Genomic DNA, 24,865 nt, shown 5'->3' on the forward strand with positions numbered 1-24,865 from the left:
CTACGGTCACTTTGCAGATCCCGTCTACGGAGGACTTTCAACTGGCATTAAATCGTGGTGATGGAATGCTATTGGAAGCTCTTCGTTTGTTTCTACATCTCGAAGGATGTACGAGTATGAGTCTGTAATTCGACCAGTTTCTACATCAAGGTCGTCCTTGTGAACTCCCACAATCTCACAGATCATACCATGATACTGGACATCGGAGTCGCCAGAACCGAGGTATATTTTCACCTTGTCTCCAGCAGAGTATGAGCTACTCGATGGCTGTGAAATATCCTCCATTAGTATCCTTTTGGTTGTACCGGCCGTATCAGTCCATCGCCACATTGGTGACCTACCTTCTCTACATGTATCCTATACGAATCGTTCGATAGCACTCTTAGTGAAAACTGAGTCTCTTTCAAAGTATGATTAACGACATATTCGACCAGCTAACGTAATCCGGTACTTCACTGATCAGTAGCTATTCGGAATATGATGTCTGTTCCAGAGTCAGTTTCTCGAACCCACTAGATTGATACGGCTGCTGTTTGTGGGAAGTAGTATACTGGAAGAGGGCAGCCCCCCGTTCCCTCGAATTCACGGACTCTACATATGTCAGCAAAAACTCGACACAACGGTCTCAGCGCGGACGATCGATCGGGCATTCGAAGCACCATTCTGCAGGCTCGTAAGACGCTCGAGGAAGAGTTTGAACGCCAACTCGAGCGCTACGGGATCTACGATGACGAGCGAGTCCCGGTGAGTTCGCTCTCTCATCTGTCCGTCGAGGATATCGCGACACGAAAGGAGATCGATGCAGCGCTCGAGCGTGAACTCGAGGCGACGGATGGACTCTACGGGCGGGCATACCGAAACTATGTTCGAGAAGCAACGAAGGAGTATCTCAACCGGCTCGTCGGGCTAAAGACGATCGAAGCGCGAGAACTAGTGACGGAAACACTTCGGACTCGAGCGGAGTACGGCAATCGCTCGTATATGCACTACACTGTCGACGAAATTGCGGGGGAATTGACCGATACTCCAGACGGCGGTCTAGGAGTCGCACTGGATCTAATCTACCAAGAGATCAGGTCAGAGATCCAGGTTCTGTTCGATGAATCTGACTACACGGCACTTGAGCCAGACTTCGCGGTGCGACGGGAGGTCCTTGAAGAATTCGATGATCTGGGTGATAATATCTGGGCGTCGGACGAAGCGATGGGCTGGGTATACCAGTACTTCGGTGAGAACGAGCGCAAAGAAATCGATGATCGGATTGACGAAGACAATTATAAGGTCCAAGACACGGACATCGCAACGAAGACGCAACTGTTCACGCCCCGCTATATTGTCGAGTGGATGGTTGATAACTCGCTAGGACGGCTGTGGCTTGAGATGCGCGGCAATGAGACGAATATCGACGATGAGGACAAGTGCTTCTACCTCGCACCGCTCGAGGAGTCGTTGATCGATCGCGAACCGAAAGACGTGCGCGAGATCAAGGTGCTAGATCCGGCCTGTGGTAGTGGGCATATGTTGCTCTATGCATTTGACGTGTTGTATGAGATGTATCTCGAACAAGGAGATGTTCCGGAAAAGTATATTCCCCGAGAGATCCTTAAGAATAATCTCTACGGTATTGATATCGATGAAGGGGCCGCCCAGATTGCTGCATTAGCCCTGTACGTGAAGGCAAAGGGCTACTCACCAAATGTTTCAATTGAAGGTGTAAATATAGTTTCTGCTAATGCAGTATTAGTAAATGGTGAGAAGAAGAAAAATGTATTAGAGAATACTAACTTAGAAATAGAAAAGCGAGTACTGGACCAGCTCTGGGATGATTTTGAGCATATTCGAGAGTGGGGAAGTCTAGTTCGTATTGAAGAAAGAATAGAGGATATTATTGAAGAAGAATTCGAAGATGTCGGCACGACAGGCCAAACACAATTCACGAACGGTGGTAATTTGGCAAAGCAATCATCTGTAGTTTCATTCTCTGGTGAGGAGCAGTCATGGGATCAGGTAAAAGAAGGACTACTCAATCAGGTAACTAGATTAGCCGAGGAATCTCTCGAGCATGACAACCCCATTGAAGAGATGTTTGCCGGGGAAGTCAGAAAAAGCGTTCAATTATTAGACCTGTTTTTACAAGACTATGATGTTGCAATTACGAACCCACCATATTTAGGCCGGGGTAAAATGGGTGATGATTTGAAGTCGTATGTAGAATCAAATTATAAAGGAAAACAAGATCTCTATGCAGCATTCATCGAACGTTGCAGAGATTTCATCAGCGAAAATGGGTATGCATCTCTTATTACAATGGAAGCGTTCATGCACCAATATTCTTTCCGGGGTTTACGACCAAGTCTCATCGAGAACTCAAATATAATCGACGCAGCACATATCCGGAGTAGGGCTAAGGGATCTGGTGAATACCGAGGACTAAATGTATCATTCACAATATCACCTCTAAACGAAAGTACACCAGTCCGTCCATCACGGTTTTATCGTTTAGTAAATGCTAATGACAAGCCATCAGCTTTGAGAGAGATAACTAGTGGTATCCGGGAGTCACAGTCCCATCCAGACTCTTATGTAATTGACCAATCAGCATTTGCTGAAATTGACAGAACACCCTTTGTGTATCATCTTGGAGATGACATATTGTCATTATTCACATCAGAAGAATCTCTTTCGGACATGGCGGATATAAAAACTTGGTTGGACACTCAAGGAAATGATGACCGGTTCATAAGACGGTTTTGGGAAATAGATCCACAAACGGATCTTGACTGGGTGAGGTTAGTTACAAACGGTGATGGTGAATCCTACTATGAGCCAATAGTCAACAAAGTCCTTTGGGATAACGATGGCGAGGCTGTCAAAGAAGCTCTTGATGGAAAGCCTAGAAATGAAGATTGGTATTTCACAGAGGGGCTAAATTATCGAGTGTTTAGTGATAAGTTCTGTGCCAGATATCTTCCAGGTGATACCATTTTTGGCAAAAATACAATTGGTGTATTTCCACATGAGAAAGAAAATATATATTGGCTTATCACTTATCTCAATTCAACTCTAATCCGTCATACAGCAGATAGTTTGTCCCCTGGCTTACACTTCTTGAAAGGAGATGGTGGTACATTACCAATTATCCAGTTCTCGGAAACAAAAGAGAGGAAACTGACTAACATTTGTAAGAGCCAGATTCGACTACGTAAAAAGCTAGGCTCATTATCAGAAGTGTCACCGGAGTTTGATCCTGAAGAATTTGTTTCGAATATTTCTTCCGGTGGATTTGGAAATGTCCTCCAATCTGAGGAATTACTTGAGGCAAATGTTAGAAATGGCGAAGGAAAGGCTGATTCAATGATATGGGAGAGCATGGATGCAAGTGAAAAGACAATTAATGACGCACATGACCAATTTGGAATGAATTATTATGAGTTGCCAATATACCAAGAACATACTGATTATTCAGAGCATGAAGGTATCGATATAATAAAGTCGAGGCCGGATGATGAATCGGTCGATCAGATAAGTGGATTAATTAACGATGGGACCGGAGGTATATTTGGATTGTCAAAAGAGGTTGAGTTGTCGCCGGTATCTGTCGCGAAATTACGGTATGAAAACGACCTATATGTAAGGGAAAATCTAAAAGAAGTATGTGGCCGACTCCTCTCTTACTACGTCGGTGTCCTGTTTAGCCGATGGGACAACCTCGAGCAAATCACAACGATCGAAGACGGTATCCTTGTCTTTGACGATCAGTTTGACAATAACGTAACCGATCGCATCCGTAAGTGCATCGAAGCCACTTTCGACGATGTTTACGAGAAAGAAGCCAAAATCGAGGAGTTACTCAACAAGAACATGACCGACTGGCTCCGCGAGAACTTCTTCCGCTACCACCACACAAAGAAGTACCGTCGGCGCGGTCAACGCATCCCTATCTACTGGCACCTCGAGAGCGACGACGGTGCGTTCAGTTGCTTCCTCTACTATCACGCCATGGACGCCGAAACACTCCCAAAACTCCGCGGTCAGTACGTCGACGCCAAGATCGAGACCCTCGAGAACCGACTCGAAAGCATCGAGAGCCAACTTGAGGGCGCGAGTGACAATCGGAAACCTGAACTCAACTCCGAACTGGAGGAGGTTCAGGAACAACTCGATGACGTGAGAGACTTCGGTAAGCGACTCGACGAACTGATCGACGAGGGCTTCGAGCCGGACTTCGAGGCCGGGATTTGGGAGAACATCCAGCAGGTCGATGAGTACGATCTACTGCAGACCGAACTCGATAAACTGTAACTGAGAGTAGTCTGTCAACCAGTTCCCTTCTGTTCAGTGACGCAGAAATTCGTGTTTGAAAATCATCACAGCGCCTCGAGCCGATCGATCGCTCTATCGGTACAGATTCCCTCAATAGTCAATCGAAGCAACGAACCCAATCGCCCACCTTCGCCATACGACGGACGATTCAGATTACCAGCTCGTCTTGGCGATCCAATTTCTCTGATTGCTCGTTGCTTTGCCGACCCGTCATCACTGTTAATAACCCCAAAGACTCGACCGCCTCGGTCTTTGATCAGGGAAAAACACGGAATATCCGTGATTCCGTCACCAATATAAATCATATTCTCGAATGGAATTCGACGATCCTCCGGATCCGTCTGCGTGTTTACTCTGTATGGGTTTTCCTGGGCAGACTCGGGAGAGATTCCTTTATTGATCTCGTAGAGATACCGGGTTTTATCAGTAAACGATATTGGTCGTTGAATACGATTAACGACACCTTCAGCGTCTATATCCAATCGAGATCCATATATTGCCTCACAATGATCAGCGATTTCGGTTCCCTTGATTATCGGCTCGAGTCCCTCCGAGACAATATAGAAATTGACCGAGACATCGGTATATTCGTCTACGATCGCACGAATGTCGCCGAAAAGACCAGACAATCCGGGGTAGAGCATCTCGTTCAACGTTGCTCCGACTGATTCGAGATCCTCGATTGTGAGTTCACCGAATGGTCGGTCTTCCCCAACCTTATCGAGTAATAACGAAAGATAGGCGACTGTTGGATCGTATCCTTCTTTGACACGGGCTGAAAATTCTGCCGACCAGAACTCCTGCGGATCACATCCATACTCTCGAAGCAGTTGCGTTGTTGAATCAGGAGCAAGTGTATCATCGAAGTCGAATATTAATCCGATGTTGGTACTCATCTGCTGTGGTCACTCCTGACCGGCTACTTGCTGGAAGTTATTTCTCTGTGACCGGTGATCTCTCCAGCGGTTTTGCAGATCCGCTGCTTCTCCCTCATCAGTGGCGACGAGGATTCGTCGTCTATCACCATCGCCGATCATCCCATCGACAAGCTCTGGGTCACCAAGCGACTTGTAACGCTTCTCATGTGCGTGTCCACCCACGAGGTGGTCGATATCGCTGGCGATCTCTTGCTTTCCGAGCGTAGTGATTCTATAGTAGGTTTGACGTCCATCAGCACCCTCAGGAGCAGGTATTTTCGCGATAAGATTCGTCTCGAGAAGATCCTCTAAGTGGTGCTGTAAAGCATTGCTGTCGCGGCCTGTTTCCGTAGCGAGGCGCTTCCTCGAGATCTTCCCGTACTCGAAGAGCAAGTAGAGGATGCTATATCTCGTCGGCTCCGCTAGCGCTTGTTTCCGTTCGATATGCCGCTCCAACGTATCGATCTTCCCGCCGAACAGTTGCTGCTCTACGTATTCGATTACGTCCCCGTTGTCCAGCGCATCGAAGATATCCACCTCTGGGAACCTTGTCATGGTAGTCCTATCTACGCAGTCCTCCTTGATTAGGTTAACGGTAGTTAACAAAACTATTCAACAAGAATCGATACCTATTCGGTGTTCATAGAACCAGTATTGGTAATGGGCGATCGGGACTATGGGTTCACGTTCGACGGAGAACCGGTGTTCACGCATATTCAACAGGACGTTCCTCAGCCGCCTGAATCCGGTCTCGATCAAGATCTTTTCGTGTTCGTGATGGGCCCATATACCGCGTTCGACGCGGGGTACGTCTATGATGATGGAGAACAGCTCGAAAATCCGTTTATCGCTGACCCACTGTTTGACCCCGAGAGTCACGTCACCGCTGATGGACGCGGAAGTTTCAGACAAGCTCTTGAGGACATCTGTACCTCATTTCGAGAAGAATTCGGCGTTCATGCGTTCCTCGCGACCGACGTTGCAATCCCTACGGAACAGGAAGCTGGTGACGATGAACCGTCGATGTCCGTGCTTGACCAATCAGTTGCCTTCGCAGCAGTCAGTGATGCCATCGTTTTCGTATTCACGAAGGCTGGACTTACAACGGGTGTCGGGTCAGAAGTAGGCGCTATTCTCGGGGAATTTCATCTTCGGAGGGGGAATCCGGAACCGGTTCGAAAACCTCATGAGCGGTTCCGAATCTTCAAAACGGCAGATTTCAGTAGTGCAAGTATCGACGAAATCCCATCGACATATGGGATCGATACAGTCGAGTTTGAGGAAAAAGAGGAGTTGGTTCGAAGAACTCAGCACTTCCTCGCAAATATAGAGCGTGACGATCCTGATCGGCCACTTCCCGTGTTCAACCCATATACAGGAGTGTAAAGACACGCCACCATGACAAGCAGTGCAGCTCTTAACGAGGCGGGAAGTGGTCGGCTACAGGAATGTATTCGAAATTACTTCGACCCGCTCAAGTTCGTCCTCAAGTTCATCGATCGTCGACAGCACATCCATGTACTCCGATAGCGGTCGTGCCTTCCGCGACTCGCCGTACGTCGCCGGCTCCATGTCTTCTCCAACGATACAGAGGAAGGTTCGTTCCCTCTTTCGACCGAGTCCCATCTCCATCGCCTTGTGATAGCGTTCGAGTTGTCGTTTAATGTCTTGAGCTTTCAGATTTGGCAGTGCTCGTTTCATCTCAATGAGGTAGTCCCCTTCACTGTAGTCGGATTCGACGTACAGATCTGCAGACGGTCGATTGTGCACGTCGAGCCGATATTCCGTTCTGACCGTGTATGGTCCAGTAATCGTCGCTGTGAGTGCACCGTACAACTGCGCTGTAAACCAGTTTTCAGACATTCCACCGTTATCGCCACCGCCTGTCGATGTCGACACTGGCGTTTCTCGAAGCACCGTACGAATTTTCTGTGGCAGCGTTTCCGGCCCCGGAATCAATACCTTGCGACGAATATCCGCCATCGCGTCGGTATACGTAATGTTCCCACTCGATATGTTCCGATCGATCGACTCCCGTATCGAGATTGAGAGATCATTTACCGAAACATCTGTTTTCCGCACCTGACACCACTCCGCTCCGGAATCGCCTGCAGTTCGTCCTTAGTGAATCCACGAAGAAACTGTAGATGAGGACCTCCTCGAGCCATATTGAGTCTCTCGAGCCAGCGCTCTTGGTACTACTGGCTCTTCCATACGATACCGACATGTGGCCGAAAGTTTCCGAGGACACTGAATCGAACTACCTGACTATTATAGTAGCAGTCACTCTATGACCGACAAGTGAGATTCATGCAACGAAGGAAAATCGACTGTACATCGGTGATTCGCTAATGTCGGACACGTTCACGGAGGTCGTCACCGAACTCGAGGAAAAGTTCGAGCGCCACCCCGTCTGGGTCTGGTACGATTCGAGCGAAAAGTACGGCAACGTCATTGACGACATCGAAGCGACGATGGAAGATCGAGGAGTGAACGTCGCCCGATACGATGGTAGTTTCCTCGAACTGAAACGCCGACTCTGGGAAGAGGACAACGACATCGAAGAGGAGTGGCTGTTCTACATCCCGAAATGGCGCGATGAGGCGGAGTGGTTTATGGACGTCCACCGGCTGGGGCGACAGTTCCGGCCCGGCGCAACCGTCGGTGATCGACCTGCTTCGAAGTATCTCGTCGGAAAGGAGGATCGAATCCCGGACGAGTACGCCAACTGGGGGCAGAACGAGACGCAGCTGAGTCGAGCGTTCTTCTGCGTCCTCTTCGAAACGCCGAACCATTCCCCTCGCGACTACATCGTACAGTACCTCGCGGATCCCGACACGTACCGCGATACGATCGAAGAACACGGACAAGGGCACGAGTGGGAACACCTTCTTCAAGAAACGTACGGCATCTCGGCAGGACTCGACGCAGAAGAGATCGCAACCGAAGTACTCTTCGGCGAACTCCAGCACAGCTCTCCCACTGACCGGTATGACCGTCTCGCTGCCGACGAGACCCAAACAGCAACCGAACTCTGTGAGTACTGGCAGAAGATCGATACCGCGACCTATCTCGAGTACGCCGCTTCGGTTAGTGAGGACCGAAATCTCACCCAAGAGGTCGTCGGCTCGGACTCGCTCGAGTGGGCGTCGAATTCGTTCCGACAGGTCGACGACGGCCTCGTCCAACTCTGTCTGAATCGCCTTTCCCAAGCCGATTTCGACGAACTACCCACAATTGCAACTGAGCTCGAGTCAGTCGTCGAACGGCGACAGAACGGGTTCTGGTACGATGAGGGACACGCTGGGTACTGGGATATTCTCGACCACGGGTTGGAAGTTCTCAACGATGCAGGCTCCGCAATAGACGAAATCGAAGCCGAGGGATACGATCCGAGAGCTCTCGCGGAACGGTACACTGACGACTGGTGGACGATAGACGCTGCGTACCGTCGCTACGTTCGCAGCGTCAAAGACAACCGTCGTCCCGTCGAGGGATTGCACGACGTTCGAGACCGGATTACGAACTACTACGTGTCGTTCCTCCGGACGCTCAACCGTCCAGTCGCCGAACACCTCGCCGACGACCCTGTGCTCGGAACGCCACAGACGGACTTCTTCGACTCGCACGTTGATCGTGAAGATGGAACGGCAGTCATCATCTGTGACGGATTACGATATGAACTAGCCCGCGAGCTGGAGGAACGGTTCGAATCCGACGACGAAACCGATCAGCATACTGCGCTTGCGTCGGCTGCACTTCCGTCGATCACGGAAGTCGGGATGGCGACCCACCTTCCCGGCGATCTCTCGCTTAAACTCGACTCGAACGAAGACTTAGTCGTCGAAGTCGATGAAACCGAAATCTCGTCAAAACGGGATCGAAAAGCGTGTTTGAACGATGCCGGGTTCACCGTTTCGGATATCGACGACGTTCTGAGTACACCTCAGAAATCCCTGAAAGAAGAGGGTGTACCACCGAGAATTGTTTACTCCGGTATTATCGACAAGCTCGGGGAAAGTCTCGACGATGATAAGGCACTCGCACAGGCTGCTGACCACGTTCGCGACGTAGAGGACGTAATCCAACGCCTCCGCGCTGCGGGGTACACTCGGTTCGTTGTGACCGCAGATCATGGCTTCCTCTACACCGAAGAACTCTCCGACCGGGATAAGGTCGAATCGCTCGATGGAGTCGCATTCACGAAGCGAAGATTCGCAGCGGCCGATGCTGATGCTCCGGTTATTCCGGGTGAGGAGATCATCGAGTTCGACGAGAGCCAGTTGAGTCAACTGGGGATCGAAGTGGACGATCTGCGGCTATTCTTCCCGCGAAGCGTTGCCTGCTTCAAAGCAGCCGGTGGAAACATGCGTTACTTCCACGGCGGCATTTCGATGCAGGAGCTGGCAGTTCCCTGCCTTACAGTGACGACCGTTGAACGCGAGGACGAAGATGCTCCGATCGAATACGACGTGTCGTTCCCTGACAACGTGACGAACACGATCGTCGACGTAACGATCGCTGCTCGTAGTAGTCAGCTCTCGTTCTCCCGGACGCCAACACTGCGACTCACGGCAACAGTCGATGGTCGAGAGGTGGCGGAACCGAAACTCATCGAGGTCAACCAGGGTGAGAATGAAGCGACGCTCCGTCTGAAAAGTGGCGAACTCGACGAGGACGCAACCATTTTGTTCGAGGCGATTGACGAAGAGACGCGTGAGACGTTGTCCAAGGGTGAAGCGAAAAATGACATCGTTATGCGGGAAGACTTCGAATTCGATATCTAATGACCCAACGTGAACTCGATCAAAAGGCGCTCGAGCACTTTTCTGGGCGCGTCGTCCGGAAAGATCTCGTCCAAGATATCAAATCAGGCGCGAACGTCCCGACGTACGTTCTTGAGTACCTCGTCGGTCAGTACTGTGCGACCGATAGTGAGTCAGCGATTGAGGAAGGCGTCGAGAGAGTAAAAGAAATCCTGAAAAAACACTACGTCCGACCCGACGAAGCGGAGTTCATTAAGTCGGAGGTTCGTGAGCGTGGCCGCTACCGCGTCATCGATAAGGTGAATGTCCAGCTTGACGAACGGCAAGACGCGTACGTCGGCTCGTTCGTCAATCTGCAAATTAGCAACGTCGAGATCAACGAACATCTCGTCAGCAAACACCCTAAACTGCTTGGTGGAGGAGTGTGGGCGGTTATCGACCTCGAGTATCTTCCAGACAACGTTGGATCGGAGCACAGCCTATTTGGAATTGACTCATTCAAACCAATCCAGGTATCAAGTCTTGATCTCGAGGAGATCAAAGAGCGTCGTCGAGAGTTCACACGCGACGAGTGGCGCGACCTGCTGTTGCACAGTCTGGGATACGATCCAGCCAGCTTCTCCGACCGAGAGAAGATGCTCTTTCTCACCCGCTGTCTTCCTCTCTGTGAGAATAACTATAATTACGTTGAACTCGGCCCACGAGGGACTGGAAAGAGCTTCCTGTATCGCGAGATCAGCCCCCATTCGATCCTCATCTCTGGTGGCAAGACGACGGTCGCAAAGTTGTTCCTGAACCTCAACACAGGACAAATAGGTCTCGTCGGTCGATGGGATGTCGTCGCTTTCGACGAAGTTGGTGGACTGCGATTTTCCGATTCGGAGGCAGTCCAGATGCTCAAGGATTACATGGAGTCTGGGAGCTTCTCACGCGGTACTGAAGAGCTCTCAGCCCGGGCATCGATGGTCTACGTCGGGAACATCGATCTCGATGTTGAAGGGGTTCTCAAGAGCTCACACCTCTTCAAGCCGTTCCCTGATGATATGCAAGATCTCGCGCTGATCGATCGCTTCCACTATTACCTTCCCGGCTGGGAAATTCCAAAGATGCGCTCGGAATTCTTCGACGACCAGTTCGGATTCATCGTGGATTATTTCTCCGAGTTTATGCGCGAGTTGCGGAAAGAATCCCACGGTGACGCGATAAACGAATACTTCGCCTTCGGCGATCACCTGAACCAGCGAGATGAACGAGCGGTCCGAAAGACCGTTTCAGGATTCCTGAAAATGCTCCATCCGCACGGTGAGTATACAAAAGAAGAGCTCCGGGAATACCTCGAATTCGCCATGGAAGGGCGGCGACGAGTGAAAGAACAGTTGAAGCGGATGGGTGGAATGGAGTATCGGGCGGTCAACTTCTCGTATATTGATCTGGATACTCGAGAGGAAATCTTCGTCACCGTTCCGGAGGAAGCGGAAGAAACACTCATTCCGCAGGGAACGCAGCAGCCGGGTTCTATCTATACGATTGGGAACACTGAGTCTCAAAATGCCGTTTTCCGGATCGAGACGCAGGCACTTCCAGGGAAGGGGAAAAAGAGTATCTCGGGTACTCCCGGATCTGAGATGAAAGAGGAGTTCGAAACAGCGTATGACTATCTGAAGGCAAACATGCGCGAGCTTTCGCGTGAGGAGTCACTCGACGACCACGATATCAAAATTCAGGTGCTAAACCCATCTGATGCCTCGGAAGGAAAGGCTACCAGTGTTGGATTCCTGGTTGGAATCATCTCGAGTATACTTGATCGACCAGTACGTCCGCGTCTCGTAGTGCTCGGGAGCATGAGTCTCATGGGAGAACTCGTAGAAGCGAGTTCGCTCGTCGACAAACTCCAACTAGCAGTCGACGCAGGAGCAGGAACGGTACTTCTTCCGGCGAAAAATAAGGACAGCTTCAGCAAGATCCCCGACGAGATTCTTGATGAACTCGAACTCGTATTCTATACTGATCCAATAGAGGCAGCAAGCAAAGCACTCCAACTAGAATAAAGGATGTCATATACCCCTTCTCATGGTATCGATTGTACAATATTCTACATCGAATATACGGATAAGTGAATGTAATTTCTCATTAGTTGTCGCAAATTTGATTTATTTATTGACATATTCCTTGGCTTCGCTTGTTCCGACCCACTGCTCTGTCGTCATGCAGTACTAGATCTGTTTAAAATTCCAAAGGAATAGTCCAGCCACTCCCTTTATTTTTGATTAGTGATTATTATTTAGTATGCCAGACTCATACGAAGTTCGAATACCTATTCGGACAGAAAGTATTTCCCTGCCTGAATTTAATGTTAATGGACTAAAAGTAAGGGAAACCCCGAGAAGTAGAAGCGAAGACCGGAGGGCAAGTGATAAGAGATTTGAATTTATTGCCAATTTCCAAGCAGAACAAGATGAACGGGACGAAAAAACAAAAGAAATGCATGAGCGGGCGCAGAGACTTAGTCATATAATTAGCTTCCTCACAGGCCATGGCGTGGTAGCGGAGACTCCGCTGAAAACGTACCGACCAGATAGTCGCGTTCGGATCACCGAGACCTCTGGTGCCACTGTTATTCCAAGTGATTGGGAAAATTTCTTTGTCGATTTGTATGAGGTTTTAGAAGAGTCCGATGAAATCGACACAGAAATACTGCGGGCACTCCGATGGTTTACTAGAGGGTTGGCATCGGAACATCCTACTGACCGGTTTCTGGCATTTTGGTTAGCTTTAGAAATTCAAGTCAAAGCTCAGGAAAAATCAGCAGACGAAATTGATCCGAACGTTGAGGACCCGGTAGAGCAGGCTATGGAAGCGATGCGTAACGGGATCGAATCAGACTATGTTAAGAGTCGCGTCAATCAGTTTATTGCAGAAGCCATTCGGGATGAGACCATTCCAGAAGCAATAGCGCGGGAAATACGAGAAACGCTCGGTGAGAATCACTCTATTGTGAATAATGAGTTGGAAGGTAAAATTAGATCGTTTCAGAGTGATCGGAGCGACTTAGTCCATGATGGCGACCCTATTGATGAGGTGAAGAGTAAGGCGAGTACCTTAGAATCGTATAATCGGTTGTTATTGAAACGGAAACTGGACCCGGTTTTTGTTGAAGAATACGGCTCAGACATGTTCCCTGATGCTACTGAGGTTCCACGAGCAACGGCGCTCCAGATTATTTTGGCTGATAACCCTGATGGATTGACAAAAGCGGAACTTCGAAAGGAGGCATTCGCCGCAACACGGGACTTTCAACAAACTGCACGAATCGTTGAATTGCTCGGCCCACATCATGATCTAGAGAATTTAGGCATCGTTGAGGATAGTGTGTACAAGTTAGATAGAGATGGTCCAGTATTCGTTTGTCCCGTTTGTGGTGATGAATTTGAGGTGGTGTTTGCTCTTATTCGCCATCTCACTGATGCAGATGCTGTAGAAACAGATGAAGGAATGGATTACCATTCGGGTGAGCATGGAGAGTGGAGGGCGGACCAAGAGTTAGCTGAAAATAAACGTGAATGGCGAGAAGTTGATAGTTGGGTGACAAAACGTCGGGAGAAGCTTAGAGCAGACGACAAAGAATAGACCCCTTGCTGCACAAAAAAGTAATCTGCGTCCATTCCTCTCCCATCGTTTTTGTTAGATACTCTGCCTGTACTTATCGTCTCACAAGGTTAGCAAAGCACGGTATAGGGACTGTTCTAGACTCCCTCAGAATATAGTAACAACTGTAACGATTCACATACCGATCGCACGACGGCTGTGCGTTCGAGTGTTTAGTAACATTGAGTGGCTACTATAGCCTGTCTGGAAACAATATACAGTCTCGGAACCATACCCCTATTTCATCTGCATCAACTCGAGCTTGCGGAGGCGTAAGTAATTTTTTGAGCACGTGCCCTTAGGCACACTCGCTAAGGGGGTTGTCCCATCGGCCGGGAACGGATAACCCACCCAAGTCGAATTCTCGAGTTATCGTGCCGATCGGCTCTCCAGTCGAAGCACACGTTCGACGATATTCAGGTGAAACAGACCGCTAATTAGGCCCGTACGATAGTATTGCCACTCACTGGGCCGGCGCTATCTGAGGGTCGGATTCGCTTTTCCGTACTCCCATGAATCGGGATCGGATCGCCACTGAACATTGGCCGCTCGAAGTTCGAGCGGGTCACGACCGATCGAGCGCCACGCGTCGACGCCCTCAGCGAGTATGTCCTGGACACGCGGGTTAGACGAACTCTTCAGCTTCGAGAGAATCGTATCGATCCGTAGCGTCGTATCCTCCTCATCGGCAACGCCGACGAGACTCGCACTGTACGAAGTACAGAACTGTTGCCAGGCGTTCGATGACGCGCTCTTTGTCTCGAGGTTGTAGAGCTTCGAGACGCGATCGGCAGCGTCCTCGATCCCGAACTCGACTTGCTCGACAATCGCGGTGATGTCCTGCTCGAACTTCTTGCTCGCGAAGGAGACGCACGCGTTGTCGTTCCGGATAACACCCCGTAGTCGATCGAGTGTCCGATACACCGTGCTGATACTCCGCCCAGTACTCTCCGCCAGCTCGTTCGGGTGTTGCTCCCCGCCATCGGTGACGAGCGGGTTTTGCCCTTCTAAGGTGTCGAATTTCTCGCCGATTTCTGCCATCGTCTTGCCGTCCTTAGATTTCCCGTTTATCCGGTCGTTAGCGCCTCTCTCCGCAGAAGTAGTCTTACGTCGCCTCCCCGGTAAAACACCCAGGACACGTTCTATCGGAACGAGTGGTAATACTGTTTTACATATCTTCCCCCTCAATCAAGTGCAGCGTGTCACAGAACGCTTCACAAAGAATACCATTGGGCAGATAGAGAGTATATTCCTACAGAAATTCCTCGGAATTTGCACAGTCAATAAGTCCAGTAGAGGTGGTTAGATATTTATTCCCTCTGTCTGTTGCTTGCGTATGGAGTTCAAGGGATTGTGAATCAGGAACTCACACCTTCCGACATTAGGCGATGGAATACCCCAAGATCGGTTAGACAATCCTTTTTTGAGCTTGGGTTAGATCCGGATGAGATTTCTTGGTTTGATATCAAAACAGTAACCGTAGATGACGCTTCAGAGATTGACATCGAGTTCAGAGAAGGGCGGCGTTGTGCGCTGGTGCTTCACGAAAATCTCGAAGCTGCATGGTTAGTTGGGTTTGTTCGACGACCAATTGGGGCCTCATCAGTTCGGTATCATCGGTTTGAACCAACCGAGCTTACCGACTCCAAATCAGAGCTGAGGGAGACACTTGACCGAGTTAATGCACTGGATCCAGAATCATCACGGTCAACAGCCGATGCGCTATCTAAATCTGATCTCAATGACCGATTCTCGAATATAGTGTCAGATTTATATGAAGAAACCGAACGGGAAATTAACGCCATATATAGCTTTTCTGATGAGCAGACTAAATATTTTGCAAGCTCGTTATTGCTTACTGCACTCCGAGCAAAAGTACTAACTGAACACCCAGTACAACCCATTGAGTCATTTCGACAGTCGTTTCTCAATCAATTGAATAGTTTCTTCTCAAGAAATGAGACGCAAAATACACCAGAGACACTTCAGCCACTCTATGCGGCAGTAACTTCAAGTGAACAGCGCTCATTAAATGTTACACCCGATGTATCCGCACAAAGGGAACTTCTGCACACACTTGTAAAGACGTTTGAAAATCAGTTAGATAAATTTGACTGGCTCCTCTCGGATACCGTCTGGGATCAACTTGATCAAGTAACAGCTCATACCATTGGAATTGCTTTAGAACGCCACCTCACCCTGAAACAGAGTGAAGGATACGACACACCTTCAGGTCTGACATGTCCGACTACCGATGAGGCTATTGAAGATGCTATCATCGACCAACTTCAAGTCGCTGTGGATGAGAAGTATACAGATTTATCCGAGATTCTTGGCACATCTATCGATTCTATCACTAGTGAACAATCAGCTGAAACGGATTGTAGTACTTTAAATCAAGAAACTCTTGAAATCATATATAAAGACATACTTCCAAAACTCCGCATTGCTGATCCAGCCACCGGAAGTGGTACGTTCTTACTATCCGCTTTGGACACGATTGTGAAACTACGAAAGTACATTGAGTCAGTTCCTGATGTATTTCGCTCATTTGAGGCCTATGACTATCCTACACAACTAGATAACCAAACTCAGCAAGGACTTACAGCCTGGACCTCAATCTCACAAAATCTATTCGGTGTCGATATCAATCCCGAGGCAGTCGCTTACACACGCTTCCGTTTAGAATTAGCATATCTTTGCACAATCAACAACCAAGACGGGTTTCTCCCTCCTAGAGTCAGCCATAATATTAAGCAGGGCAATAGTATTATTGGAAAACCATTTAGTACAGACCCACCGTACTGGTCAGGCCAGTTACCCCTCACAGCATTTCGAGACGAAGAAGAACCATATTCTGCTTTGTTACAAGGAATTGACTCGTCAGATGCGTTGGCCAATGAGGTCAGACCGGTTCTGGCGAGCTATCGGAGTGCACCATCAGCCGAGAGACAAGCACTGCTCAACACAATAATTGATACAATATCAGATCAAGTTGAGGCGATTAATCCTAGACTGAGGTTTGAGATGTATGGAGGAGTTGAGGAAAATAGTGAGTCAGAGACCAATGTGAAAGAGGAACTCACAAAAAAGGATGCTTTCCACTGGCCACTTGAATTCCCGTGTGTCATGGACGAAGGTGGGTTTGATGTCGTATTATTCCATTCTCCGTGGTCCAATTCTAATATACTCGATTCTCTCGACAAATCAACACGTGACTACCTCTATTCCGGTAGTCAGTATCAACTTCCACCTCCAAAAGGTTGGAGACGCACTGGAGATGTCATAGATGCATTCTTTCTTCATCGTGCCCATGATATTGTTTCTAACGGGGGGACGATCGCAGCACTGGTTGACGAATCCGTGTTGACTACTTCAGCCTCGCACCACGCGCGTGTCCGATATCTTAGTACTACGGATATTGATCGTATTGCTACTTTCACTAATCAAAACACATTCGGTCAAATTGACCGTAGGTTCAAGTATGCAATTATTGTTTCCCAAGCAAGGGAAGACACTGGAAAAATCAATATCGGTTCTGGATTTGTTACCCCTGAAAACTACACCGACATGGAAAAATATCATGAAATTGATAAAGGATTTATCAATAGATTTTCTCCAAAAACGCTTGCCTTCCCGCAAATCGAACATGACGTTCAACTCAAAGCCTTGGATCGAATTCTCGATGCTCCGATTCTTAGTGATGATGAGAAGAGTGATGGTTGGACCATATTTCCAACCGGAGAATTTAATCAAACAAATGACAGTAGATATATTTCAGAAAGTCGTTTCGAGAACAGTAGTCCTATATACAGAGGATCAAACATCTATCAGTACATCTATCAAACTGCACCAGAGGCTACTGTAGATGAACCAGACCTGTGGACTATTCCACGGGAGGCTGAGCAGGGGATATCGACACGAGAGTATCTACGAGAGCGAAAACAAACATCCGGTCCTGTATCACTTTCAGTTGAGTCTTCACGCATTGTCTACCGTCGAATCACAAGCTCAGCAAATGAACGAAGTATGATTGCATCTCTTCTTCCTCCAAACAACTTTCACATAAACACGCTAAATAGCATAGACCCTAACCAAGGGGATCAAACAAATATTAAACAACGTTTAGTTCTCTTGGGTCTCTTAAACAGCGTTCCATATGACTACTTGCTCCGACAGAAGATTACCAATTCTGTTCCAAAGTACACTCTGTTTGAAACTAGGGTCCCCTTTATGACAGAAGATCATCTGCTATTTGAACCAATTTTGAGGCGTGTTAGCCGCCTAAACCTGACTGGCACTCCTTTTGAGGCTCAACGGGAGGCATTGAACATTCAGCCAGCTACCGAATCGGAGGAACGCAGACGGAAATTACGGGCGGAGATTGATGCAGCAGCCTTTGACCTTTATGGTTTCCAGGACCAAGATCTCATAAAACAGGTTCTCAATGACTTTGGATTTGTACGCAGTCCACGTGTGATGGATTCGGACTATCATGATCTTATTTTGGATGTTCTTCAAAAGGGGGAGTATCGAGATGTCTCGTGAAGAATATATAGTTCGGGCCTCCGACGAATTGAAGGACATTATTCGCGATCAAGATAACGAAGCAGTTGAAATTACAGAAGGAGAAGATAGACTTGGAGAGATCTCCGCGAAGGGAACTGAGAATTACCCAATCCTTATCGGTGCAATAGCCGCGAAATATATTGATCCCAATGACTGTCCGGAGTATGTTAATATTGAAGATGACTATTCAGGGGATCGTTGGGAGCGGATGGTCCACCGAGCATTGATGAACGTCATACAGCGTTTACAACATAAGAAGCCGAATGAAAGTAGATCAGATGAAGGAGAAAAAACCTCCGAGGTAATTGATGTACCACCTGTTCTATCCGAACTTGCTGATGCGGTTGATGATACAGAGACAGACTCACAAAACAGTTTAGACCAGCCGTTTGTTGATGTTTCTGATGAGGTTATAGTCGATATGTTTGATAGATGCTTAGCAGAAATATCAGAGCAAATTGATGAGGCAGAGTACAATATATATTTCCCTCTGAATATACGAAAATCAGAACAAGAGAGTTTTTTAGTAGGTGGAACCGAAATTTGTCGAGTAGATAATTCCACAGTAGACCAGATTTTCGAATCCAACGAGATAGGAGATATTTCTATTGGAACCGTACCACTAGAGAACTTTTTGAATGAGTCTAAACTACATCCTACTTCTTACAATGATAATTGGTATTGGTCATGTAGCATTGAAGCCCCATCTTCTAAAGAAGCAGTCTCTAATGTTATCGAAGCTATCGAGATGATGATAGGAAAGATCAATTACACCATTTATTATGATTCTAACCTGTTGAGTGAGGTGACTCTCGATCAGTTGTTTTCCTCAAATTTACTTGATGAAGAAGTGATTGTTGAGCATCCTCCATTCATATTGGTATGCGAGGGTGATAAACTCGTAACTAGTGTTTCCAGATCGGACCGTTTTGGTAATCCAGTTAATTTAGGCGGGAGGTTTCAAACTACGTATTCAGACTTAGGCTTCCGTAAATTCCCACCATCATATGCTCGTCTGTCTGAAAAGTCACTCGCATCTGGCTTGCAAGGGTTCTTTTCAGCAGTGTCTGCTACTAATCCGCGTGATTCATATTTTGCTTACTGGCGCGGGCTCGAGGATATTTCTTATACTGATCCAAGCGAAGATGAAAGTGCAGATGTTCTCAAACGCACAGGACATTTTTGTTCTATTGAGAACGTCGATACTTTGTATCACCGTCTAAAACAGACACGGAACAAACTTGTCCACTCTGGCGGCAGTGCGAATATTACCGTCAGAGACACCATTATTCTACGTGAAATCTTCCTTGATGCTTTTCCGAAAATCTGGGAGATTGAAGATAGCACTATGGACAACAATACAGATATGGGACACATTCTGAACTATATTATTAACGAGTCTGGTATTGAACATACACGTGGAACGCTTGATCAAGAGATTAAGGAGATGCGTAGCCAGATTGAAGAATACGAGCGCAGAAAAACTGCACTGAGTGCTATCGAAAAGTGGCAGGATCCACAATAGTTCAGATTGTGAGCTTTGAGATACTTTGGAAAAACCGTGTTCTCGGGTAGTGAAATTCGCTCACCAGCACGGTCACAAATCGTCTCACGCAACAGTTGGCTGTCCGTCTCAACTGGGGGTTCACTTGCAAATGGAACTCAACGTCGATCGTGAACAGCTCCCGATCGAATGCTGCGTGATGGATCTTACTCAGCAGGAGCATATTCTGGAGATCAGCTTGATACTCTGGATAATCTGACCAAGGAAGGATGTGGGCGACGTCCTCATGTTCGAACTTTTTTGTATTCATCCATTCAGAATCCTTCCATGGAACCGCTTTTTCAAATTTCCACAAATATTGTCCATCTCGTTGAATCACCAGTGTAAATATGCCTTTATCCACCGACTGGTCTTCAGGCATATAATACGATTTGTCACCCTCCATGCCACCCATATGTAGACTATTGATGTTTTCTCCCTTCTCAATTTGAAATGTGATTCTCAGAATTGTCTATGTCTATAATTATGGCCTGTGGTTATCCATAACGTGATTAGAACATACCTCGCTTGTACCGTATCTTCAGAAGGATCATTGGCTACCGAGAAACTCTTTTCGCTGCGGTCAACTACTTGTCTGGGAACGGATGCTCACCTTCGAGATCCATCTCTTCGGCTTCCTCAGCCACCCACCGAATATCAGCGGCATCAACGGCCGCTCCCGTGTTCCTGTGTTTCTCCACGCCGAGTTTGATGTACTCCCGCGTGTCTAGGTCGGGGTCCGCGTCGATATGCGCGAGTACCTCCTCCACCGTAACTTCCGTGTCCCCATACCATTCGAACGGGGCTCCCTTGCCCGTATTATCCTCGAGCACATGGTAGTCGAGTTGTTTGTGGTCCGATGGCCCCGATGTTGGTTCACTCGAGGACGATGATCGAGGGGTCTGATCTGCGCCGAGGTGACGCGTGTTCATCTGCTCCGCAACTAGTGTGGAATCCTTGTTGGCGTCATCAGAGGCGGATATGGATTTCGTATCCGTCTCCATTCCCGGGTCCGTGGAAGTGGCGTTCTCCGCCCATGCGCCGAGTTTCGGGAAGACGTAGCCTTCGAGGGCAACGACCAACACGATGAACAGCAGGAGGCCCGGCCACCCCATCCCTAATCCGAGCATAAGAAACACGAACCCCCACACGAGGGCTTTCGACGCCACTTTTTTCTCCTCATCGGAAAGTTCATGCGTTGTGCCCGTTCCACTAGGGGCTCTCGCGGTGGGGGCCATCCGGTTGCCGTGGATCGAATCGTGGCAGGCCTTGCAATGGGTGATAAGATTGGATAACTGGTGACTCCCACCCTTACTTACTGGGACGCTATGGTGTACATGCAATTCCGCGTCGCCATTCGATCCTCTTTTCCGCCCGCAGTTTTGACAAGTATAATTATCCCGGCGCAGGACTTTACTCCGTCTGCTGCTCCAGTCGCTTGGCCGATTTCCCATGGTAGAGAGTAACGTGTGAAATGATAAATAGGTAACCAGATGTTATTAATAAGGAATGTTAGTCTAACGAAATAGTCTCTGATGTCTGTCAGGGTGATAGTCCGATCGGCACTGTCTAGTTTAGCACCTCGTCAGCTGGCGTCTTTCCATCGAGCGATTGATGCGGTCTTTGATGGTTGTAGTAATGCACAAACTGATCAATCCATTTGCGGGCACTCCGCCGACTGCCCACCCACGAGTTATGGAAACGGTTAACGCGCATTTTGAAGGTGTGAAACCACTTTTCGATCAGGTTTCGATCGGTATAGTCAACCCGACCGTTCAGTCCTACCCGAGCAAGGGCAGTCCGATAGCTAAATTGATCGACGAGAAACACTGCTTCGGAGAGATCGTGTTTCTCGCGGAGTCTATACAGGAACGCAGCTGCCGGATCAGTGCCGTGGCGGCTGAATAACTGAGCATCAAGAATCAACTTTGTATCGAGGTTTATTGCAGCGTACAACCAAGACCATTCGCCGTTGATCTTGACAGCGGTCTCGTCAACCGCGACCCGCGTCGGCGAAGCCGACGACGGGTCAGGAACGCTGTCAGCTAGCCGACGTACCCCATTCCAAACCGCTCCATAAGAGCGTTCAACGCCTAATTCAGCGAGAACCGTTGTTGTCTCTCGAAGCGAACAACCGGTGGCGTGGAGACGGACGGCGACGCCCGTTAGGGCGTTCGCCGTCCGTTCGTTCTCCCAAGCTTCTTCTAAATCCTCATCGTAGCTCTTGCTGAGCAGGTCTGCGAGCATTAGTCCAAATTAACTCAACGGCCTGCTCACTTCTCAAACTGGCTCAACTAGACAATGCCATATACAAAATCGTGTTTTCGCCCAATTAGTTTTCTTCTAAAGTCCAGTGAGCTTTACCTCCACATGAGCACTTCAGTGCGACTTCTTCATAACCCTCCTCGACTACGGATAGGCAGGAGTTGCAGTTGCTACACCAGAACAGGTCGTAGAGTTCTTTAAAGGCATCTACGGCAGGCTGGAGTTCTGCGATGGTGAATGTCGCCCACTCGTCCTCGTTGAAGTGGACGTTCGGGTTGACCGCACCCATCTCGTTGTTGAACTGGGTGTAGACCTGGCTTCGTTTGTCGTCGAGATCGTTGATGTCCGAAATATCGTTGCCCCATGAGCTGCCTGCCCGTTTTGCTTGTTTGAGAAGCTCTTTGAACCGGGACATAGCGGGACCGGAGAAGTCGCCTAGTGTCCAACGCGAATCGGACTTGAACTGGACACGAGCTCCTAGTTGATGGCAGGTTTCACGGAGGAACCACTCGGCAGTATGCCTGAGGCGGGAGGCTGCGGCCTGGACGTCACCTTCATCCATGAGTTCCTCAACACGGTCCCATTCATCGCCGGATTTCCCGATTATCTGTGGGCCATCATCAAGAGACCAGCTGGAGAACTTGATTGTGCTACGCCGGGAAAGCACGCCGACGGTTTTCAGGTGACGGTACCAGAGCTCATCGTGCGTAGTCATCAAGATCTGGAAGTCCGAGGAGATCTCTTTCTCCAGCAGGTTTGCGAGAGGCCGCCTGTGTTCCGCGTCTACCGACATAACAACGTCATCCAGCATTATGAGGGGGAGATCGCCGCCTTCCAGGTAATCACATAGGGCTAGGTAGAGGCAGAGACCCATGCTGTCCTGGTGACCTTCGCTGTGGAGCGCATGAGGTGGATGTTTACCTCTTCCATGGAACCCAACTTGAATATCAAGCCCGGTTTCGGTCGGGCTTATATCTGGTGAGAAGTCTTCCTCTTCTCCGTGTATCGTCTTATAGTATTTTTCAAACTGTTCTGAGATAGCCTCGTAGGTCTCGTTCAGGACGCTGTCACGGCTGTTGATGAATTCCTTCTGTACTTCATCCATCTGGTCTGCGGCTTCCCGGTACTCTTCCGACACCGTCTCCAGCCGTATCACGTCTTGGTAGTTTTCGTAGGCAGAGTTCAGTACGTCCCAAGCATTCTGAAGAGCATCGAGATCAGGAAGATCCTCGGCACGGCTCTTCAGCTCGGAAATGTACTCAACGGCGTTTTCAGGCTTCAATACCTGTTTCCGTTCTTCTCTTTCGTATTCCTCGTAAGGCAGTTCATCAACGATATTGTCTTCCAGGTTTTCCTCGTACTCTTCCAGATCTGTAAACAAGTCTTCGAGATTTTCTGTATCGAAGTCATCGTGCTGTCCTAAGATATTGGTTAGGGAATCCACCGCAGTGCGAATCTCCGTAAGTAGTGGAAGGAGTTCCTGCTGAATACCATTCAGCTCCTCCATTTTCTTGTTGGCTTCGGCCGCCTTCTCTTCCCTTTCTTCCAACAATTCTTCGAGTTCTTCTGCATCCCAGTCGGTTAAGCAGAGCGGACAACAGTCTGCATCCTCGTCAAGGAACTGTCTCCCGTCCTGGATTAACTCTAAAACGTCTAAGGCGCGCAGTGCCTCCTCGTCAGAGCGTACTGCCTCGGTTTTCTCTCTGAGTTCAGCTTCCAGTTCAAGAAACTCTTCAACATCGTTCTCAAACCATTCCTCGATTTTAGTCAGGAGTTCCTTGGTTTGTTTCGACTGAATAGGGCTGGCACTCGCCCGATCAGTAGGAGACTCGAGCTCGTTCCGAAACTCGGTATCTGGATCAAGTTCGTCCAGAGGTTCGCCATCCAAGTCTTCTCTTATCTGGTTTACCTTCTGCTGTACTTCCTCTAACGACTGTGCTTCTTCCTCAAAAAGGCTGAACAGACGTTGTTGACTACTGCTGTATTCTCTTTCTTTCCGGTCGGCCTCAGTACCTAGTTGATCTGCAGCTCCCTGGAGCTCTAACCGCTTCTGCTTGATATTGCTTAGCTTCAGTAGTGTGCGTAGTTGCTCCGACCGTGACTGTTTCCGTGCTACGATAAAGTTGAGTATCTCACTTCGGGACAACAGATGCTGTCCTCTCTCTGCAGCATCAATAAGCAACTCAAGTGAGTCCGGGAGTTCGCCATCATACTCCAGCGAGTTGTCCTCGACTGTACGCTTCAAGGTGATTTTCTCGGAGTCGTTCGAGAAAGTGATCTCGACCCAAGAGTCCTCAGGATCACTATCGACGTGTGGTCCGTGATCCTCAATTGAGATGTCGCCTGTTCCCTCCCCGGTCATTCTCTGTACAGTACCAGTTAAGAGGAAGTCGATAGCATCCATCACAGAGCTCTTTCCAGAACCGTTCGGCCCAATCAACCCGATATTATCGCCTTTAGGTTGTTTCTCAAGTTCAGTGATGCCTCGAAAGTTGTTGATCTGGAGCTCCTCAATCTTCATCTTCACTCACCGCCTCCAAGGCCTGTTCTGCGACTTGATCCCGGCCTCCGAAATCATCCTCATCAGAAAGACCAGAGATAACAGTTGAAACTTCCTCTGAAACTATATCAGACGATTCAAGACTATCTATGAACTTGTCTACAATACTTTCCTCTAACGATTCCGAGCCATCTGGCATATACCATCACTATGCCACCTGACTGTCATAAAACTATTCCAAAATATACTCAGTTAACTGATGTAGAGGACTGAATCGAAACAGAAAATATCTTCTACTACGAACGTCTTTTATGACATCTTCAAAGATGATCCAATG

Annotated in this window: 17 protein-coding genes and 1 pseudogene; 7 read left to right on the forward strand and 11 right to left on the reverse strand. The window is 48.5% G+C overall.

Going from position 1 to position 24,865, the window contains the following annotated elements:
- Positions 1 to 24: 24 nt before the first annotated feature.
- Complete coding sequence (locus DWB23_RS21365) at positions 25 to 285, reverse strand: hypothetical protein (RefSeq protein WP_121744923.1); 261 nt, start codon at positions 283 to 285, stop codon at positions 25 to 27.
- A 312-nt stretch (positions 286 to 597) separates the two neighbouring features.
- On the opposite strand from DWB23_RS21365, the gene pglX reads away from it, so the two are divergent.
- Positions 598 to 4,302 (forward strand): BREX-1 system adenine-specific DNA-methyltransferase PglX, encoded by a 3,705-nt coding sequence (pglX, locus tag DWB23_RS21370; protein WP_121744814.1) that lies wholly within the window; start codon positions 598 to 600, stop codon positions 4,300 to 4,302.
- Between the two features lie 65 nt (positions 4,303 to 4,367).
- On the opposite strand, the gene DWB23_RS21375 is transcribed toward pglX, so the two are convergent.
- Both DWB23_RS21375 and DWB23_RS21380 read right to left on the reverse strand, forming a co-directional pair.
- A complete protein-coding gene (locus DWB23_RS21375) occupies positions 4,368 to 5,219 on the reverse strand; it encodes a haloacid dehalogenase-like hydrolase (protein ID WP_121744815.1) in 852 nt (283 codons plus the stop codon).
- A gap of 9 nt (positions 5,220 to 5,228) precedes the next feature.
- A complete protein-coding gene (locus tag DWB23_RS21380; RefSeq protein ID WP_162989902.1) occupies positions 5,229 to 5,795 on the reverse strand; it encodes a winged helix-turn-helix domain-containing protein in 567 nt (188 codons plus the stop codon).
- Between the two features lie 105 nt (positions 5,796 to 5,900).
- Between DWB23_RS21380 and DWB23_RS21385 the strand changes: the two genes are divergently transcribed.
- Positions 5,901 to 6,626 (forward strand): DUF7509 family protein, encoded by a 726-nt coding sequence (locus DWB23_RS21385; protein ID WP_121744817.1) that lies wholly within the window; start codon positions 5,901 to 5,903, stop codon positions 6,624 to 6,626.
- A 54-nt stretch (positions 6,627 to 6,680) separates the two neighbouring features.
- On the opposite strand, the gene DWB23_RS21390 is transcribed toward DWB23_RS21385, so the two are convergent.
- Positions 6,681 to 7,322, reverse strand: a complete 642-nt coding sequence (locus DWB23_RS21390; RefSeq protein ID WP_162989903.1) for a hypothetical protein — start codon at positions 7,320 to 7,322, stop codon at positions 6,681 to 6,683.
- A gap of 269 nt (positions 7,323 to 7,591) precedes the next feature.
- On the opposite strand from DWB23_RS21390, the gene DWB23_RS21395 reads away from it, so the two are divergent.
- The 3 genes from DWB23_RS21395 to DWB23_RS21405 all read left to right on the forward strand — a co-directional run bounded on the left by DWB23_RS21395 (position 7,592) and on the right by DWB23_RS21405 (position 13,633).
- Entirely contained in the window at positions 7,592 to 10,027 is a 2,436-nt protein-coding gene (locus DWB23_RS21395) for a PglZ domain-containing protein (protein WP_121744819.1), read from the forward strand.
- Positions 10,027 to 12,054, forward strand: a complete 2,028-nt coding sequence (gene brxL, locus DWB23_RS21400; protein ID WP_121744820.1) for a protease Lon-related BREX system protein BrxL — start codon at positions 10,027 to 10,029, stop codon at positions 12,052 to 12,054. The genes DWB23_RS21395 and brxL overlap by 1 nt, the downstream gene beginning before the upstream one ends.
- Positions 12,055 to 12,292: 238 nt before the next feature.
- Positions 12,293 to 13,633: a hypothetical protein gene (locus tag DWB23_RS21405; RefSeq protein ID WP_162989904.1), complete on the forward strand. Its 1,341-nt coding sequence runs from the start codon at positions 12,293 to 12,295 to the stop codon at positions 13,631 to 13,633.
- Between the two features lie 495 nt (positions 13,634 to 14,128).
- Here the strand turns inward: DWB23_RS21405 and DWB23_RS21410 are convergent, their stop codons facing one another.
- Positions 14,129 to 14,839 (reverse strand): hypothetical protein, encoded by a 711-nt coding sequence (locus DWB23_RS21410; RefSeq protein ID WP_162989905.1) that lies wholly within the window; start codon positions 14,837 to 14,839, stop codon positions 14,129 to 14,131.
- A gap of 165 nt (positions 14,840 to 15,004) precedes the next feature.
- Between DWB23_RS21410 and DWB23_RS23255 the strand changes: the two genes are divergently transcribed.
- Both DWB23_RS23255 and DWB23_RS23260 read left to right on the forward strand, forming a co-directional pair.
- The gene (locus DWB23_RS23255; RefSeq protein ID WP_162989906.1) at positions 15,005 to 18,199 is read left to right on the forward strand and encodes an Eco57I restriction-modification methylase domain-containing protein; all 3,195 of its coding nucleotides are present in this window, start codon (positions 15,005 to 15,007) and stop codon (positions 18,197 to 18,199) included.
- The gene (locus DWB23_RS23260) at positions 18,189 to 19,745 is read left to right on the forward strand and encodes a hypothetical protein (RefSeq protein WP_162989907.1); all 1,557 of its coding nucleotides are present in this window, start codon (positions 18,189 to 18,191) and stop codon (positions 19,743 to 19,745) included. Before DWB23_RS23255 ends, DWB23_RS23260 begins: the two co-directional genes overlap by 11 nt.
- A 1-nt stretch (position 19,746) precedes the next feature.
- On the opposite strand, the gene DWB23_RS21425 is transcribed toward DWB23_RS23260, so the two are convergent.
- From DWB23_RS21425 to DWB23_RS23265, 6 genes and pseudogenes are all read right to left on the reverse strand, one after another.
- The gene (locus DWB23_RS21425) at positions 19,747 to 20,145 is read right to left on the reverse strand and encodes an HNH endonuclease signature motif containing protein (protein WP_238717542.1); all 399 of its coding nucleotides are present in this window, start codon (positions 20,143 to 20,145) and stop codon (positions 19,747 to 19,749) included.
- Positions 20,146 to 20,350: 205 nt separating this feature from the next.
- On the reverse strand, positions 20,351 to 20,932 hold the full coding sequence (locus DWB23_RS21430; protein WP_238717551.1) for a hypothetical protein: 582 nt from the start codon (positions 20,930 to 20,932) through the stop codon (positions 20,351 to 20,353).
- A 90-nt stretch (positions 20,933 to 21,022) separates the two neighbouring features.
- A pseudogene (locus tag DWB23_RS23620) lies at positions 21,023 to 21,217 on the reverse strand (HNH endonuclease); the annotation flags it as partial.
- A gap of 115 nt (positions 21,218 to 21,332) precedes the next feature.
- Positions 21,333 to 22,010 carry an IS6 family transposase gene (locus DWB23_RS21435; protein ID WP_121744826.1) on the reverse strand — a complete coding sequence of 226 codons (678 nt, stop codon included), beginning with the start codon at positions 22,008 to 22,010 and terminating at the stop codon, positions 21,333 to 21,335.
- Positions 22,011 to 22,095: 85 nt separating this feature from the next.
- Entirely contained in the window at positions 22,096 to 24,549 is a 2,454-nt protein-coding gene (locus tag DWB23_RS21440; protein WP_121744827.1) for an AAA family ATPase, read from the reverse strand.
- A complete protein-coding gene (locus DWB23_RS23265) occupies positions 24,539 to 24,727 on the reverse strand; it encodes a hypothetical protein (RefSeq protein ID WP_162989908.1) in 189 nt (62 codons plus the stop codon). Before DWB23_RS23265 ends, DWB23_RS21440 begins: the two co-directional genes overlap by 11 nt.
- Positions 24,728 to 24,865 lie beyond the last annotated feature (138 nt).

The sequence above is a fragment of the Natronorubrum halophilum genome, from assembly GCF_003670115.1.
Classification (GTDB): domain Archaea; phylum Halobacteriota; class Halobacteria; order Halobacteriales; family Natrialbaceae; genus Natronorubrum; species Natronorubrum halophilum.